This window comes from bacterium (Candidatus Blackallbacteria) CG13_big_fil_rev_8_21_14_2_50_49_14 (assembly GCA_002783405.1).
Lineage (GTDB): Bacteria > Cyanobacteriota > Sericytochromatia > UBA7694 > UBA7694.
Map to the genome: position 1 here is coordinate 1 of PFGG01000072.1, position 14,075 is coordinate 14,075.

Genomic DNA, 14,075 nt, shown 5'->3' on the forward strand with positions numbered 1-14,075 from the left:
GACCCTGCTCTATGCCTCTGTTCTTGCTTTTCTCAACTGAACTCAAAAATTCAGTCTTTCATTCTGAAGCACTGATTCTGTGCAGGCGCAAAGCAGAAATCCAGCTCTGAGTGCTATGATTAAATCAGCGAGAGTTTCAGGAAAAGAGGCAATACAAATGGCTCAAGAACAAAATGAATCCCAATTGATAGAGGAAGAAGAAGATTTGGATGAAGCACTGGGAGAGGATTCTGATGTATCTTATACCCTGCTAACAGATGGGCACGAAGAATATGAGAGCGCAGATGAAGAGCTGGATGGGGGTGAAGACGATGATTATTACGACGCCGATGATAGCTACGACGGCGATTTCGATGAGGGAGGGGGAGACTCAGGTTTCTAAACCCAGGTGAGTGTTCCCCAACTCCCCCAGCAGGAGGATGCGCCAAAACGCTATCAACGGGCTTTAAAAGCAGAATCAGAAAATGATAGGCTCTTGGCCCTTGAACTTTATCAAAACCTGCTTCACGACGCGCCAGATTTTCCCAATCTTCACTACAGATTGGGTATTTTATTGCATCAGACAACGCCCTTTGAAGCCATCCCCCATTATCGGGAAGAACTTCGTTACCGGCCTGATTTCTGGGGCTGCCGCAATAATTTAGCTTTGTGCCTCGAACAGACAGGCCAGTATGAAGCAGCCCTGGCCGAGTTCCACAAAGCCCTTCAAGACTGCCCAGCACAGGCTGAGGGTGAGCAAGCACGGATTTTGGAAAATATCGGTGATCTGTTTTTTACGCAAAATAAACTCCGTGAAGGTCTTGGCTATTTTCAACGGGCACTTGCCCTGCAGGCCGTGAACCCCCGACTCCAACTTAAAATTGCACGTTCTCAGCAGCGTCTGGGTCAGATTTTAGAAGCGATACAATCGCTCAAAAAATCCCTTCAACTGTACCCCCAATCCGCAAAAACCTGGTTTTTACTCGGACATCTCCAGGCGGGGCTTTTGCAGTTTGAATCCTCCTATGCAAGTTACCTGATAGGGTTGAAAATGCCCTGTTCAAACTATGAAAAGGCTTTGGCCTGTCTGCACATGGCACATGCCCTGAGCGAAACAGGAAAAATAGAAGAAGCAGATGCGATCTTGTCGCAGGGCTTGAACTATGAAGCTTTAGACGGCTTGCGCCTGGCCAAAGCCTGTCTCTTGCCCCCGATTTATCGAACGCAACAAGACCTCATCCTTTGGCGAAATAGATTTGCAAACGCACTCCAAGCATTCCAAGCAAGTCCTTTTACCCTGCGAGATCCTGTCCGCGAAGTGGGTTCCCTGCCCTTTTACCTCCCCTACCAGGGTGAAAATGATCGCGCTTTGCTCGAAAAGCTTTCTGCCATCTATCAAAGCATTTTGCCCCCCGATGAAGAAAAACCTTCCCGCTCAAAATCCAATCGCCTGCGCCTGGGTATTGTCTCTCATTATTTTCACAAACATTCTTTAATGGAATGCTTTGGAAATCTGATTTTGGCCTTGCCTCAGGATAGATTTGAACTTGGTTTTTTTTCCCTGGATCCCCTGCTAGAAGATCAGGTCACTTTAAAGCTCAAACAGCGTGCAGATTATTGGGATGATCTGCCCCATGAGTTAAAGGCACAGCGCAAAGAAATCCTGAAATGGCATGCCGATATCCTACTTTATACCGATCTCGGTACACATCTTCCCACCTGGCTCTTGGCCCATTCCCGCTTGGCCCCCTTGCAATGGGTATTGCCCGGACACCCCGTCACTTCCGGCTTGAAATCAATCGATGGCTTTGTCAGCAATATTTGGTTAGATACCCCAGAGGCACAGGCACATTATACAGAACCCTTGATTCGGCTTCCGCTGATGCCCGCTTACGTTCCCTTGCCTCAAGCTGTAAAAACCAAGTTCAGTCGTTTAGATCTGGGGCTGCCAGAAAATAAAAGAATCTATCTCTGTCCTGTCAGTTTGTATAAAATTCATCCCCAAATGGATCCCCTGTTTAAAGCGCTTTTGGATCAGGATCGCGAAGGCATTGTCCTGATGCTGAACCGCCCCCAATCGCTCCTTGACCAGCATTTGAAAGAAAGATTTTATCAAAGCATCGGTCCCAATGCTGAAAGAATCTGGTTTGTGCCCTGGTTTACCCCTGAACGCTTTCTTTCGCTCTTAAGCAACTGCGAAGTTTTACTTGAACCCTTTCCCTTTGGCAATGGCACCACACTGTTTACAGCTTTTGGGATGGGCATACCGGTAGTGACCTTACCAGGCAGCTTTGCCAGAGGTCGGTTTGCCCATGCATTTTACGAACAAATGCAATTGGGGCATCTTGTGGCAAACTCAGAAAAAGACTATCTTGAAAAAGCGCTCAGTTGGGCAAAGCAAAAGGAGTTAAGGCAAGCAGTTTCTCAAGCCATCATCCAAGCGCATCCCCGCTTATTTCAAAACCCGGAAGCGCTCAATACTTTTTGTGAGGCCCTCTGCAAGGCACATGAACACGCCAGATGAGACTCAGCATAAAAGGGTTTAGCCCGACAGATACAGCGAAGCAGCAGGAAGTAAATCATGCACCATGAAGTAAAGCAGTTTTGGGGTGAGCCGAAAGCCATTACGGAACCTGAAAATGTTCACTATTTACTTGAACATTACAGTTGCAAACAGGAAGATCTTGAATATTTCAGACGCATGGTAGATACCCTGCTCTACGAGTTATTGCGCAGCCGCAAACTGGAAATTCACAAAATCGAAAGCCGGGTCAAAAGTTTATCCAGTCTTGAAGAGAAAATTAAACGCAAAGGCTATGCATCCCCTACGCAAATTACAGATATTGTCGGCATTCGCCTGATTTGCTATTTGGAAGATGAAACGGTTTCGATAGCAGAGATGATTGAAGAAGAGTTTGAAATTGACCTGCAAAACTCCATCAATCAAACGCAACTCAAACGACATTCAAGAGAATTTGGCTATCAATCAATTCATTATGTGGTCAGGCTCAACGACAAGCGCAAAAAATTACCTGAATGGGCAGCTTATTCTGAAACAGCCTTTGAAATCCAAGTCAGAACGATATTGCAACATGCCTGGGCTTCGATCGAGCATATGTTGCAATATAAATCCCTGAGTGAGGTGCCTGCTCATTTTTCACGGGATTTTTTGATCATTTCAGCCCTGCTTGAAGACGCCGACCACCATTTTCAAAATTTAAAGCATTTGATCGAAAAACAAAAAATTGACGACAGCAATAATTTTGAGCAGGGTTTTTTGGATCGCGCCATCGATCGTTCCTCGGTGGTGGCCTTCTTAGAAACCCCCTTGGTGAAATATTGGACAGAACAGGCCCTTCAGGCAGGATACCGTCCCAGCGGAGAAACCGATATGGCCCGTTCACCCGCAACCACCAGTTTATTGGAATTTTTGGAAAAACTGGAAATAACCAATATCAGCGCCTTAAATACCTATTTAAACAAGCTCAAAGGGGAAGGAGAGGCTTTTTTAAGCCAACTCAGAAAAGAGGTAAAACCCAGCATCGTTTTAAATGCCGTACCCCAATACCTGATACAGCACTTGCTGCGCTATGCCTTTCGAAACGATCCAAAAGTGTTTCGTGTGATCGAACAAAAATCACTCGGCCAGGAAGTACGCCAAAATATGTTAGATATTTTGGGTCTGCAAGCCCCCGAAGCCCACAAAAAATGAAAAAGCCTTGAAAGAATCGCTTTCAAGGCTTTTCAAACCTAGCTGGGGTGCCTAAACTTTAAAAATACTGTCGCTTAAACTGGCAGGAAACGACAGACTGGGCAAAGTGAGTCTGAAAAAGGGTTCTTTGCCATTGGCATCGCTGTACATTTCCCAGAGCATAATGCCATAGGTCGCGGGATCATAGCCAATATATTCAAAGCTGATCCGTGAATCCAAGCTATTGGTACCTGAGGTAGATACTTTGAGGATATTGATCTTGCTGCCGTTCAAAGTGGTCGTCCCCACCAATTCTGCAACATAACCACTTGAGAGACGACGAACCACCCCAAAGAAATCATTATCATCCAAGGGATAGCCATTGTTGGAAGCGACACGTTCGTCGGTCTTGTCGAGATCCGTGGTAATAAAACTGAGGTTTCCACCGGGACGAATCTTTACCTTGGTACCTGAACCTGAAGTGTAAAGCACCTTTGCACCTGAAGCACCAGAGGAAGAATAAGAAACTTCAATTTTCACCTGGTTGGGCTGTTTTGTGTACATTTTCAACTTATTCGTGGTCACTTTGCCTGTTTTAAGGTTTTTCTCAACCTTTTCAACAGAGGCATCAATAAATGGCGCACTTTTGACTTTGTTTAAGAGCTTTTGAAGTTCTTGTTGCCCTTTTTCTTTGGCACTCAGCTTGGGAACCGCAGTGGCAGTGGGTTTGGGAGTCGTCGTGGTCGTCGTAGGTTTAACTGTCGTGGTTCCGGTAGTAGAACTTGTAGTGGTGGTTGAAGGGCGGGTTGGCGTGGTGGTCACTGGAACAGGCAGATTATCATCAGTTGGTCGAATATCGAGTTTATCCAGCTTGGCGCTGATTTCTTCTAGGCCTGCCATAATTTTGGGAATTGCGGCTAAAAGTTCAGCATCTGATCTGCTCGAAGTGGTCAATCCTGTGCCCGTGGTAAGGCTCGTCGATACGCTGTTCAGGTCATCTTTACTGCCACAGCCGGGCAATAAAAGTCCCGCTGATAATAAACTGGCCGATAGAACGCGAAGAATGGCAGGGCGAAAGCTCGTCATGTCGTCTTCTTTACTCCCCAGAGGTTAATTTTTGGTTAATCTGAATTAATTATAGATTAAGAAATTGAAAGCTTGCGCGTGAGGGAACCAAATACATAAGATTATTATACCTGATGATCCCTGACTAAATCTTAAAGGTACTGTCTGGCAAGGAATCCAGATACTCAATGGTGGGCAAAACCAATCTGAAATAGGGTTCTTTACTGCCACTCTTGTCAAAGATTTCCATCATGCGAATGGCATAGGTCTTGGGATCATAGCCGATATGTTCATAGGCGATGCGCGGGTCCAAAGAATTGCTACCTTCAGCGGTTACTTTCAATACATGAATTTTGACACCCGCAACAGTCGTCGCACCAATCAACTCGGCCTTATAGCCTGAAGACAGACGGCGGTAAACCCCAAAGAAATCAGTGCTGTCGAGTAAATATTTATTCACAGAGATCAGGCGGTCGTCTGTTTTGGCTAAATCGGTGGTCACAAATCCCAAGGCCCCTCCAGGACGAACTTTGACCTTGGTGCCTGAATCAGATGTATAGGTTAATTTGGTGCCTGAACTGCCCTTGCTTGATTGAATAACCTCAATTTTAACCACATTTGGTTTTTTAGTAAAAAGTTTGAGCTTATTGGTTGCGGTTTCGCCCGTACTTAGATTTTTTTCTATCTTTTCAACCGTGGCCTGCACAGCTCCGGCATTGTGAAAGGTGTCTAAAACCTTCATCAATTCAGAGTGACCTTTTTCTGCAGCGGTGGGCGCGGCCTTGGCAATTGTTTTGGGGGGAGCAGCAGAGCGCGTAAGCGTTTTGGGCGCAGACGCAGTACGGGAAGTTGTTTTGGATGTTGCCACAGCACTTACTGCTTGGTTTTTTGCTGGTAAAGTTACATCATTGACAGGTGTAACCTCCAGCGCATCCAAACGGGCTTTGATACTGTCAATGCCTGCCATGATTTTAGGCAGGGTCGACAAAAGTTTATCCTGTGCAGCACTGTCTGAAGTACTGCTCGCGGTTTTCGGAATCTGCATCGAAGAGAGAGGAAAAGGAGAATCATCTCCCCCACTTCCACAAGCTGATAAAATCAAACTGAAAGACAGAATCAAACCTGCAGAACGGCTCCAAATAGGATGATACATCTCAAATTCTCCCTACGCACCTGTATATTTCAGGCTTTTGATACATGTATTATCCTGTCATCTCTGAAGAATCTTGCAGGCAAATAGTTAAATAACATTAAAGGTAATGGTAAATAGTGTTTAATTTATGGGTTAAAGTACAAATTCTTTGTATCTTGCTGCTGACTCTGGATTTTTGGCAACTCAATCAGCCAGCTCAAGCTTCTGAACAAATCGGAGCTTGGGTTCGGTCTCTTGTTCAAGAAGCCTATCCTGAATTAAACGCAGAAAGCCTGACCATCAGCACGTTTTCTGAGCCTGACAGTTATTTTCAAAGCAATTTTGAACCCTTGAGTCTTTTGAATGCGCACCCTGTTTACAAAATCCAATACAACCCCCTGATTTGGCAGAAGCAATGTCCCCCAGAAGCGATAAAGGGCATTCTCGCCCATGAATTGGCCCATACCCTCGATTACCATCAGGGTAAAATACCAGGATTGTTTTTGCTGCTCAATCAAATCCGCTTATATCCTGGTTTACGTCGCTACGAACGCCGCACAGATCTTCAAGCCATCTATCGGGGATATGGTCAAGGTTTGAAACGCTACCGAGACTGGATTTATGCCCAGCTCAGTCTGGAAGAACGGATTCGCAAGCAGGAAATTTACTTTACGCCAACAGAAATAACACTGATTGAAAACGCGTTTAAGTTGGCAGAGAAATCAAATCAAAGAGAAGCACTCTTTCAGTATTGGTATGCGCAAACCCCCTTAAATCAGAGCGAAATTCAGGCAGGGCTTCGTCATTTTAAGCTCGAAGCGGATCTGGGCATTAGAGCTGACGCGCACAGCCCTCATAATTAATCCCGCGAAACAGAAGCTGGACTTTAAAATCCAGCGTCTGTCCTCCATCCTGACAGGGTTCCTTGCGAAAAGTGGCCTGGAGGGTTTCAGACTCTGCAGATCGGTATCTGAAGGTATATTTCCACTGATTTCCTTCAATCACAGGGGCCTGCCAATTCATACTTTCAACCACAGGAAACTCACCCTCCAGTGATTTAAAATAAACCTGATTGTGTTTTAAAATCTGAAGCGACCATTCAGGTCGGTGGCCCGTGGCAATGAAATCTGTCGGAAAACAGCGGCCATCAGAAACCCAATTCTGAATCGTAAGCACAGAATCTACGCGCAAAGCCTTGCGATATCCTGAAGCAAAACCATCACCACTCGTTAAAGCCAATTCTCTGGCTTTGAACTCAAGATAGACCGGTTCTAAATCAATTAAGCCTTGAAGCGCAGCATGACGTTTCATTAAGACACCCTCAGGATCTTCAACCCAAAGCTCTTCCTTGCTGCCACAGGCTTTAAAATACTGAAGCCCTTCACCCGAAAGAAAAATGCCACGGTAAGTTTTAACAGCGGGCAGCGATGCCTGTTGGGGTTTCGAAGAGTTTTTGATCAGGGGAAGCCCTGAACTGTCTTGAGGACTGGAAGCGGTTGAAGCCTGTGAGGATGCGTTGGGATCCGTATCCGGCGAATGGGTAGAATCCTGCTGGGGAGGGCATGCCGATAAAAAGAGGAGTGCGAACAGACCGAAAAATATGCCCGGTTTCTTCATATGCCCCAATACTCCTTCAACCTAGCGTAGAAGCATACTAACTCCAATTGGATCTGAAGGCAAACCAGATATCCACTTGAAAGGCGAAATAGTTCCTGTGATTTTTCAGGAATAAAGGCCATATTCTATCTAATTCAGGCATTGCGGAAAGGTGTATCAGAGAGGATGTTCATGTTACAATAAGCTTATATAAAGCATAAGTTAAGGATGCTATTTTCAATGTCTCAATTTAAAGGCGCTGATTTTTATCAGCTGGATGACCTGCTTACTGAAGAAGAAATTATGGTCCGCAATACCGTGCGGGATTTTGTTGAAGAAAAGTTTTTACCTCTGGTCACAGAGCATTACCGCAATGGAACCTTTCCCCATGAAATCGTTCCTCAACTCGGCGAATTGGGCCTCTTGGGCCCTAGCATTGAAGGCTATGGCTGTGCTGGCCTGAATTCTATTGCCTATGGCTTGATTTGCCAGGAACTCGAACGCGGAGACAGCGGTCTTCGCAGTTTTGCCTCGGTGCAAAGCTCGTTGGTAATGTATCCGATTTACGCCTACGGCACTGAAGAACAAAAACAGAAATGGCTGCCCCAATTGGCAAAAGGCACTAAAATTGGATGTTTTGGCCTGACCGAGCCCGATTATGGCTCAAACCCCGGTGGCATGATCACCCGTGCCAGAAAAAAAGGCGATACCTATGTGCTGAACGGCGCTAAAATGTGGATCACCAATGGCTCTGTCGCTGATATTGCTGTGGTTTGGGCCAAAGATGACGAAGATGAAATCAGAGGCTTTCTGGTTGAACGCGGCACACCAGGCTTTAAGGCCATTGATATTGAAGGAAAATTTTCGCTGCGGGCTTCAGTCACCTCAGAACTGGTACTTGAGAATTGTGAAATTCCGGCTGAAAATATGCTTCCCAAAGCCTCTGGACTGAAAGGGCCGCTCGGATGCTTGAGCCAGGCCCGCTATGGGATTGCCTGGGGCGCGCTGGGCGCAGCCATGGCCTGTTATGACACCGCCCTTGACTATTCCAAAAATAGAATCCAGTTTGATAAACCGATTGCGGGCTTTCAATTGGTTCAACAGAAACTGGTGGGAATGATCACCGAAATCACCAAAGGCCAACTCTTGGCCTGGAGACTGGGTCAATTAAAGGATCAAGGAAAAATCCGCCACCCCCAAATTTCAATGGCGAAAATGAACAATGTGAAAATCGCATTGGATATTTCACGGGTCGCACGTGATATTCTCGGAGCGAATGGCATCGCCGATGAATATCCCATTATGCGTCATATGGGCAATTTAGAATCTGTCTATACCTATGAAGGAACCCATGATATTCATTGCCTGACCATTGGTCGGGATATTACAGGCATAGCCGCTTTTAACTGATCAAACTAAGCTTCAATTTTCACAGGTTTAAACCGTGAAACGAATCTGAAATACAGCCAAGAATTTTTGGCTGTATTTTTATTGTAGGAAAATTCTTAATCCACTCATAGAAACCGTCTGATACGCCTTGCTAAGAGAAACTCATAAAATGAAGCCAGTATCACTTTGCAAAGGGCGTATGCATGCAGATCAACTATTCCTTATCAGAAGATATCTATATCCTCGAAGTAGCAGGGAGTTTAACGGGCTACAAAATAGTTATTTCTATTTGGCAGGACTTCAGCATGAACCCCTGCTCATGTTTGAAATTTCACACATGGATCGCTTGTTTAAGACCTTCCAGAATGTCGAAGCCGCCTATGCCTGTCTTCACCAGATCTTAAAAAACAAACAAGCCTTAAAAGGCTGGGAACCCCTAAGTGCCTGAAATTGATTAAAACTGATTGACAGTCAGTACAGGCTAAAGGCATCATACATCCAGCAAGGATTGAGGAGTTTTATTGATGTACAAAGCGCTGAAAACTGGCTTCCTGGCACTTGGCTGTTTTATTGCAGTTCTGAGCTTACAGGCTCAAGCCCCCTACCGTACCCAACCCCAGCAGGAACAAAGCCATGGAGAGATAGATCCTGCACTGCTGATACCTGCCAAAGAGGCCTATGAAATGCAAAAGAAAAATCTGGCAGTATTTGTCGATGTGCGCAGCCGCTTTGAATACAATGCTGAACATATTCAAAATGCAATTTCTTTTCCCTATAAAGATATTTCCATGACCAACCAGTTTCCCTTTCCCAAAGACAAAAGCCTGGTCATGTATTGCGGCTGCCCCCATCACCTCTCGGGAATGAGTGCAGAAATTCTCAAAAAACAAGGCTATAGCCAGGTCAAAGTGATCAATGAAGGCTATTGGGGCTGGAAACAAATGGGATTACCAATTGTTCAAGGCCCCCCTGAAGCTTTAAAGAGAATCTCACAAACCATTGAAGGCCAGTTAACTGACGCACAAAATCATCCCCTTGCCTACCACGATGTCTTTGTTGAGCATTTGCCTACCGGTCAGCTAGAAGCTGCCCGAACCAACTCTCAGGGGCATTTTCAGATGCACTTGCATTTTGCCTCAGTCCTGCCAGAAGAACAACTGGCAATCGGGCTGAAAGATATCCGCCTGACACGCCTGACACTTAAAGAGCTTGAGAAACCCTTGAAATTAAGCCTGCCTTTAAAAACAGCGCAAGCGCAGTAAGAGGTCTTTTGCAGCCTAAAACTGGATATTTTAGCCACAATCGCTTATGATAAAGGCAAGATGGATCTGAGCATTTTTGTGCATAATGCGTCTCACAACAGGAGGTTGTAAGCATGTCTACAATATCTTTTGGCGGTTTGGCTTCGGGTCTGAACACCGATTCAATTATTCAGCAGTTACTGGCAATTGAAAGCCGTCCACTGACCTTGCTCTCTCAACAGCGAAGCAATTATCAAAATCAAATTGACGCCTATAAAGATATCAATACGCGTCTGAGCGCACTTGAAAACAAGGCTTTTGCCTTAACACAAATCAGTTCCTTAATCGGCCGCAAAGCGAGCTCTTCAAATAGTAACTCTCTCCTGGCGACCGCCAACGCCAATGCATTGACGGGTTCTTTTCAAGTTGAAGTCCTGCAATTGGCAAGCAACTCAAAACTGCAAACAGGAAATTTAGCGGGCCAAGGCAATAACCAAGGCGGAATCGCTGATGTCGCCACTGATTTTAGCGGAGAAACACTCACGCAACTCAATTCTGCCAACCGTTTAAGAGAAGCCTTAACTGAGGGCAGTTTCTTTGTCAATGGTCAACAAATTACGATCACCAGTGGCTCTACCCTGAATTCAATTTTCACAGATATTCAGAATGCCACAGGGGCGACAGGTGCTTTGGCATATGACCCAGCCAAAGGCGGCCAGACACTTACATTTTCTAGCCTCAGTGCCATCAATTTAAGTTCGGGCAGCAGCAATTTTTTGTCGGTTTTCAAACTGGATACTGCCGCTTATGCTGCAGGCAGCATAAGCAGCACTGACGCGGTCAATGGGGTGAGAGCCGATCTAAAATTGGATAATTCGGCTGGAGCAACCAATCTCGCACAAACCGTTGCCTCTGGCGTTTTAACGCTCAACGGTGTCGCCATTGCATACAATGGCGCAAATGACAGCCTCAATGATCTGATCCAAAGAATTAATCTTTCTGATGCAGGTGTCAACGCAAATTATTCTTCCCTGGGGGGAGGAAAGCTCGTTATTACACAGAAAACGACGGGTCCGCAGACCACCAGTTTTTCTGATACCGGCAATTTATCCCAAGCCTTGGGATTGAGTGCTCCTGATTCTGTGATCGCAGGCAATGCTGCCCAAATTAAAATTGATGGCGGCAGCACCCAGTATTTTACACGGAACTCTGGCATCCAAGCTGCTGGATTAGAAGGCGTAACGCTTGATTTACGCGAAGCGAATCCTGGCAATCCTTTTACTGTCACTGTCAACGCCGACAGCGAAGCCGCAGTCGGCCAAGTTCAAGGGTTCGTGGATCAATTCAATGCTGTTGTGAGCAGAATTAACGAACTGACAGCTTATAACCCCAGCACCAAAGCTCGCGGCACCCTGCTTTCAGATTTTACGGTCAACAACGTCAAAGACCGTTTGTTTAAGCTCGTATTTGGAACGGTTACGGGCTTAACACAAGGCAATGAGCGAGGCACGCTTTCAGAGCTTGGGATTTCGACGGGGGCCATCGGCAGTGTTGCGGGTACAACCACTTCTTTGCAACTGGATGCCAGTAAACTGACACAAGCCCTACAAGACACCCCCACGCGTGTGGCGCAAATCTTTGGAGCCACAGCGACCAGCAATGGAAGTGCGGGCATTATGAGCCAATTTAAAACCTATTTGGACGGACTCAGCAATGCCACCGGAACCTTTAATCAAAAACAAAAAGTTGTCTCGGGTCAGATTGATTTAATTGACAGCCGAATCGAAAATCTCAACAAACGCTTAACTTCACGTCAAAAAATTTTGGAACAACAATTTAGCAGCATGGAAAAAATTCTTTCCCGCTTGCAAACCCAACAGTCTGCCTTGAGCAATTTAATTACCCAGCTTTCAGCCAAATAATAGGATAGAAACGCTGAGCTAGGGGCAGGTCTTTTTACACGCCGAAGTATTGCCATAGCGACAGGCTGCTTTCCAGTCGGCCTGGGCTGAAGTACATTTTTTTAAAGCCTTGTATACATCGCCACGGTTATTGAGGAACCTAGGAGTTTGAGGCTCCAGTTGGATAGCTAGATCATAGTATTCAAGCGCTTTAGTATACTCTTTTTGTCTTTCATACAAATACCCCAAATTGTTCATTGGGGACGTATATTTGGGGTTGAACTCAAGTGCTTTTTGATAATATTCGATCGCCTTGGGATTGTTTTTCTGATCATCATACACCAAACCCAGATTATACCAGGCCGTTGCATACTTCGGAGACTGACGAATGGCTTCAAGATAGTGGCTGATGGCTAAATCATACTCCTTAAGATGGTAATACGATAAACCGAGTAAATTATGCGCAGAGGCATAATCAGGAGAAGCTGCAATTGCGCCTTTTAAAGCCACAATCGCCTCAGAATAACGCTTAAGTTTGATCAAAAGATCCCCTTTATTGTAAAAGGGCAACGAATATGCTGGAAATCTTTTCATTGCCTCATCATAGGCAGTTAAGGCCTCAGGATAGCGCTTTTGCTGCTCATATACCCAGGCGATATTGTTCCAGGGATATTTATAATGAGAATCAATTTTGATGGTTTCTTGAAAATCAGCCAAAGCCTTGTCGTATTGTTTGTTTTCAATATAGGAAAGCCCCCGGTAATTCAGGGAATCTTTGTGTTTGGGCTTAACTTCTAAGCTTTCAGTAAAAGCACGGATCGCAGAATGATAAAGATTCATCTGATAGTAATTCCAGCCCATATTGTACAAACTCTCAGGATAATCTTCAGGGGCGATAGCATAGGCTTTTTTATAGTCTTCAATTGCCAAGGCGTATTGTTTCAGTCTGCCCCGGCAAATTCCCCGTTTGAAATAAATTTCAGCGTCTTCAGCAAAGGATTCCAGAGCTTTGTCAAAATATTGATTGGCACGAAAACAGCTTGAGGCACCATAATAAATCAGACCCAAACTACGGGCTTCTTTGGCATTGATCGAGCCGATTGGCTTATAACTTGGAACAGAGCTCGGTGCAGTAGCAGACCTGTATTTCACAGAATGAGATTTCACTTCCCAAATGCTGAAAGCACTGATAAGCACCAATGCACCAGCGGCAATGGTATAGCCCACGGATTTATTCTGTTTCTTCGTTTCTGGAGTTTCTGACAGCTTAATTTCCTGACGGCCCAAAAGCTTTTGAAACTCTTTTAATACCTCGCGTGCCGAGCCAAAACGGCGTTGGATATCGGGCTCAATCATACGCTCCAAAACTTTGGCAAACTCCCCTGAAATATTGACATGCGGCCGAAAATTGAGTTTTAAACCCTTTTTTTCAATCTCATGGGGCTCTCGATGGGAGAGTAAATAAATCAGGGTCATGCCCAGAGAATAGAGATCCGAGGCGGGCGCAGCATCGCCATTCATCTGTTCAATCGCCATATAGCCAAAGGTTCCCACGACAGTGGGTGTAGCCCCTTGTTTCTGTCTGAGGGTTTCTTTTACTGCCCCAAAATCAATCAAATAGGGAGTTTGGCTCTTGGAAAGCAGGATATTTCCAGGTTTGATATCACGGTGAATAATCGGAGGAGAAAAGGAATGTAAATAATCCAAGACCTCGAGTAAAAGACTCCCCAGTTTGATCACTTCTTTCTCAGTAAAAAAGCGCCCCCTCTCAATGCTGTCTTTGAGGCTCTGTCCTTCAATAAATTCTTGTACCTGAAAATATTTTTCTTCCTTCTCCGATTTCACAGTCAATGATTCATAAAACCGAGGAATATTGGGATGATTCAGATTGGCAAGAACTTTGGATTCTCTTTCAAAAAGCTCAAGTGATTTCCAATCTTCAAGATTTTGAAGATTCAAGGATTTTAAGGTACACCAACGGCCAGAGTTGCGATCTTTGGCTTTCCAGGTCGTAGCAAATCCGCCTCGACCCAATTCCTGATGGAGTTCAAATCTCTGATTAATGACAATAAGGCTCATGG

General features: G+C 45.2%; 10 protein-coding genes and 1 pseudogene. 7 read left to right on the forward strand and 4 right to left on the reverse strand.

The window, feature by feature from the left end; all coding sequences use genetic code 11:
* The first annotated feature begins 157 nt into the window (after nt 1-157).
* Genes COW20_20000 through COW20_20010 form a run of 3 tightly spaced genes read left to right on the forward strand, consistent with a single transcriptional unit; the run spans nt 158 to nt 3,691 of the window.
* Nucleotides 158-382 (forward strand): hypothetical protein, encoded by a 225-nt coding sequence (locus COW20_20000; GenBank protein ID PIW45417.1) that lies wholly within the window; start codon nt 158-160, stop codon nt 380-382.
* A 6-nt stretch (nt 383-388) separates the two neighbouring features.
* The gene (locus COW20_20005; protein PIW45418.1) at nt 389-2,503 is read left to right on the forward strand and encodes a hypothetical protein; all 2,115 of its coding nucleotides are present in this window, start codon (nt 389-391) and stop codon (nt 2,501-2,503) included.
* Between the two features lie 57 nt (nt 2,504-2,560).
* Nucleotides 2,561-3,691 carry a hypothetical protein gene (locus COW20_20010; GenBank protein PIW45419.1) on the forward strand — a complete coding sequence of 377 codons (1,131 nt, stop codon included), beginning with the start codon at nt 2,561-2,563 and terminating at the stop codon, nt 3,689-3,691.
* A gap of 711 nt (nt 3,692-4,402) precedes the next feature.
* Here COW20_20010 and COW20_20015 read toward each other — a convergent pair.
* Together COW20_20015 and COW20_20020 are read right to left on the reverse strand one after the other, a co-directional pair.
* Nucleotides 4,403-4,489, reverse strand: a pseudogene (locus tag COW20_20015) (oligopeptide transporter substrate-binding protein).
* A 391-nt stretch (nt 4,490-4,880) separates the two neighbouring features.
* On the reverse strand, nt 4,881-5,888 hold the full coding sequence (locus COW20_20020; GenBank protein PIW45420.1) for a hypothetical protein: 1,008 nt from the start codon (nt 5,886-5,888) through the stop codon (nt 4,881-4,883).
* A 116-nt stretch (nt 5,889-6,004) separates the two neighbouring features.
* Here COW20_20020 and COW20_20025 point away from each other — a divergent pair, with 116 nt between their 5' ends.
* On the forward strand, nt 6,005-6,730 hold the full coding sequence (locus COW20_20025; protein PIW45421.1) for a hypothetical protein: 726 nt from the start codon (nt 6,005-6,007) through the stop codon (nt 6,728-6,730).
* On the opposite strand, the gene COW20_20030 is transcribed toward COW20_20025, so the two are convergent.
* Nucleotides 6,699-7,484, reverse strand: coding sequence for a hypothetical protein (locus tag COW20_20030; protein ID PIW45422.1), 786 nt, complete (start codon nt 7,482-7,484; stop codon nt 6,699-6,701). The genes COW20_20025 and COW20_20030 overlap by 32 nt on opposite strands.
* 219 nt (nt 7,485-7,703) lie before the next feature.
* Between COW20_20030 and COW20_20035 the strand changes: the two genes are divergently transcribed.
* The 3 genes from COW20_20035 to COW20_20045 all read left to right on the forward strand — a co-directional run bounded on the left by COW20_20035 (nt 7,704) and on the right by COW20_20045 (nt 12,015).
* On the forward strand, nt 7,704-8,873 hold the full coding sequence (locus COW20_20035) for an acyl-CoA dehydrogenase (protein ID PIW45423.1): 1,170 nt from the start codon (nt 7,704-7,706) through the stop codon (nt 8,871-8,873).
* 503 nt (nt 8,874-9,376) lie between these two features.
* The gene (locus COW20_20040; GenBank protein ID PIW45424.1) at nt 9,377-10,114 is read left to right on the forward strand and encodes a hypothetical protein; all 738 of its coding nucleotides are present in this window, start codon (nt 9,377-9,379) and stop codon (nt 10,112-10,114) included.
* A 113-nt stretch (nt 10,115-10,227) separates the two neighbouring features.
* Nucleotides 10,228-12,015, forward strand: a complete 1,788-nt coding sequence (locus tag COW20_20045) for a hypothetical protein (protein ID PIW45425.1) — start codon at nt 10,228-10,230, stop codon at nt 12,013-12,015.
* An 18-nt stretch (nt 12,016-12,033) separates the two neighbouring features.
* On the opposite strand, the gene COW20_20050 is transcribed toward COW20_20045, so the two are convergent.
* Nucleotides 12,034-14,073 (reverse strand): hypothetical protein, encoded by a 2,040-nt coding sequence (locus COW20_20050; protein ID PIW45426.1) that lies wholly within the window; start codon nt 14,071-14,073, stop codon nt 12,034-12,036.
* Between the last annotated feature and the right edge of the window lie 2 nt (nt 14,074-14,075).

What these genes read in the sequence shown, in the direction of transcription:
- COW20_20035 (PIW45423.1), top strand. Translation starts at nt 7,704, where the DNA reads ATGTCTCAATTTAAAGGCGCTGATTTTTATCAGCTGGATGACCTGCTT.
- COW20_20010 (PIW45419.1), top strand. Translation starts at nt 2,561, where the DNA reads ATGCACCATGAAGTAAAGCAGTTTTGGGGTGAGCCGAAAGCCATTACG.
- COW20_20040 (PIW45424.1), top strand. Translation starts at nt 9,377, where the DNA reads ATGTACAAAGCGCTGAAAACTGGCTTCCTGGCACTTGGCTGTTTTATT.
- COW20_20045 (PIW45425.1), top strand. Translation starts at nt 10,228, where the DNA reads ATGTCTACAATATCTTTTGGCGGTTTGGCTTCGGGTCTGAACACCGAT.
- COW20_20050 (PIW45426.1), bottom strand. Translation starts at nt 14,073, where the DNA reads ATGAGCCTTATTGTCATTAATCAGAGATTTGAACTCCATCAGGAATTG.
- COW20_20000 (PIW45417.1), top strand. Translation starts at nt 158, where the DNA reads ATGGCTCAAGAACAAAATGAATCCCAATTGATAGAGGAAGAAGAAGAT.
- COW20_20020 (PIW45420.1), bottom strand. Translation starts at nt 5,888, where the DNA reads ATGTATCATCCTATTTGGAGCCGTTCTGCAGGTTTGATTCTGTCTTTC.
- COW20_20030 (PIW45422.1), bottom strand. Translation starts at nt 7,484, where the DNA reads ATGAAGAAACCGGGCATATTTTTCGGTCTGTTCGCACTCCTCTTTTTA.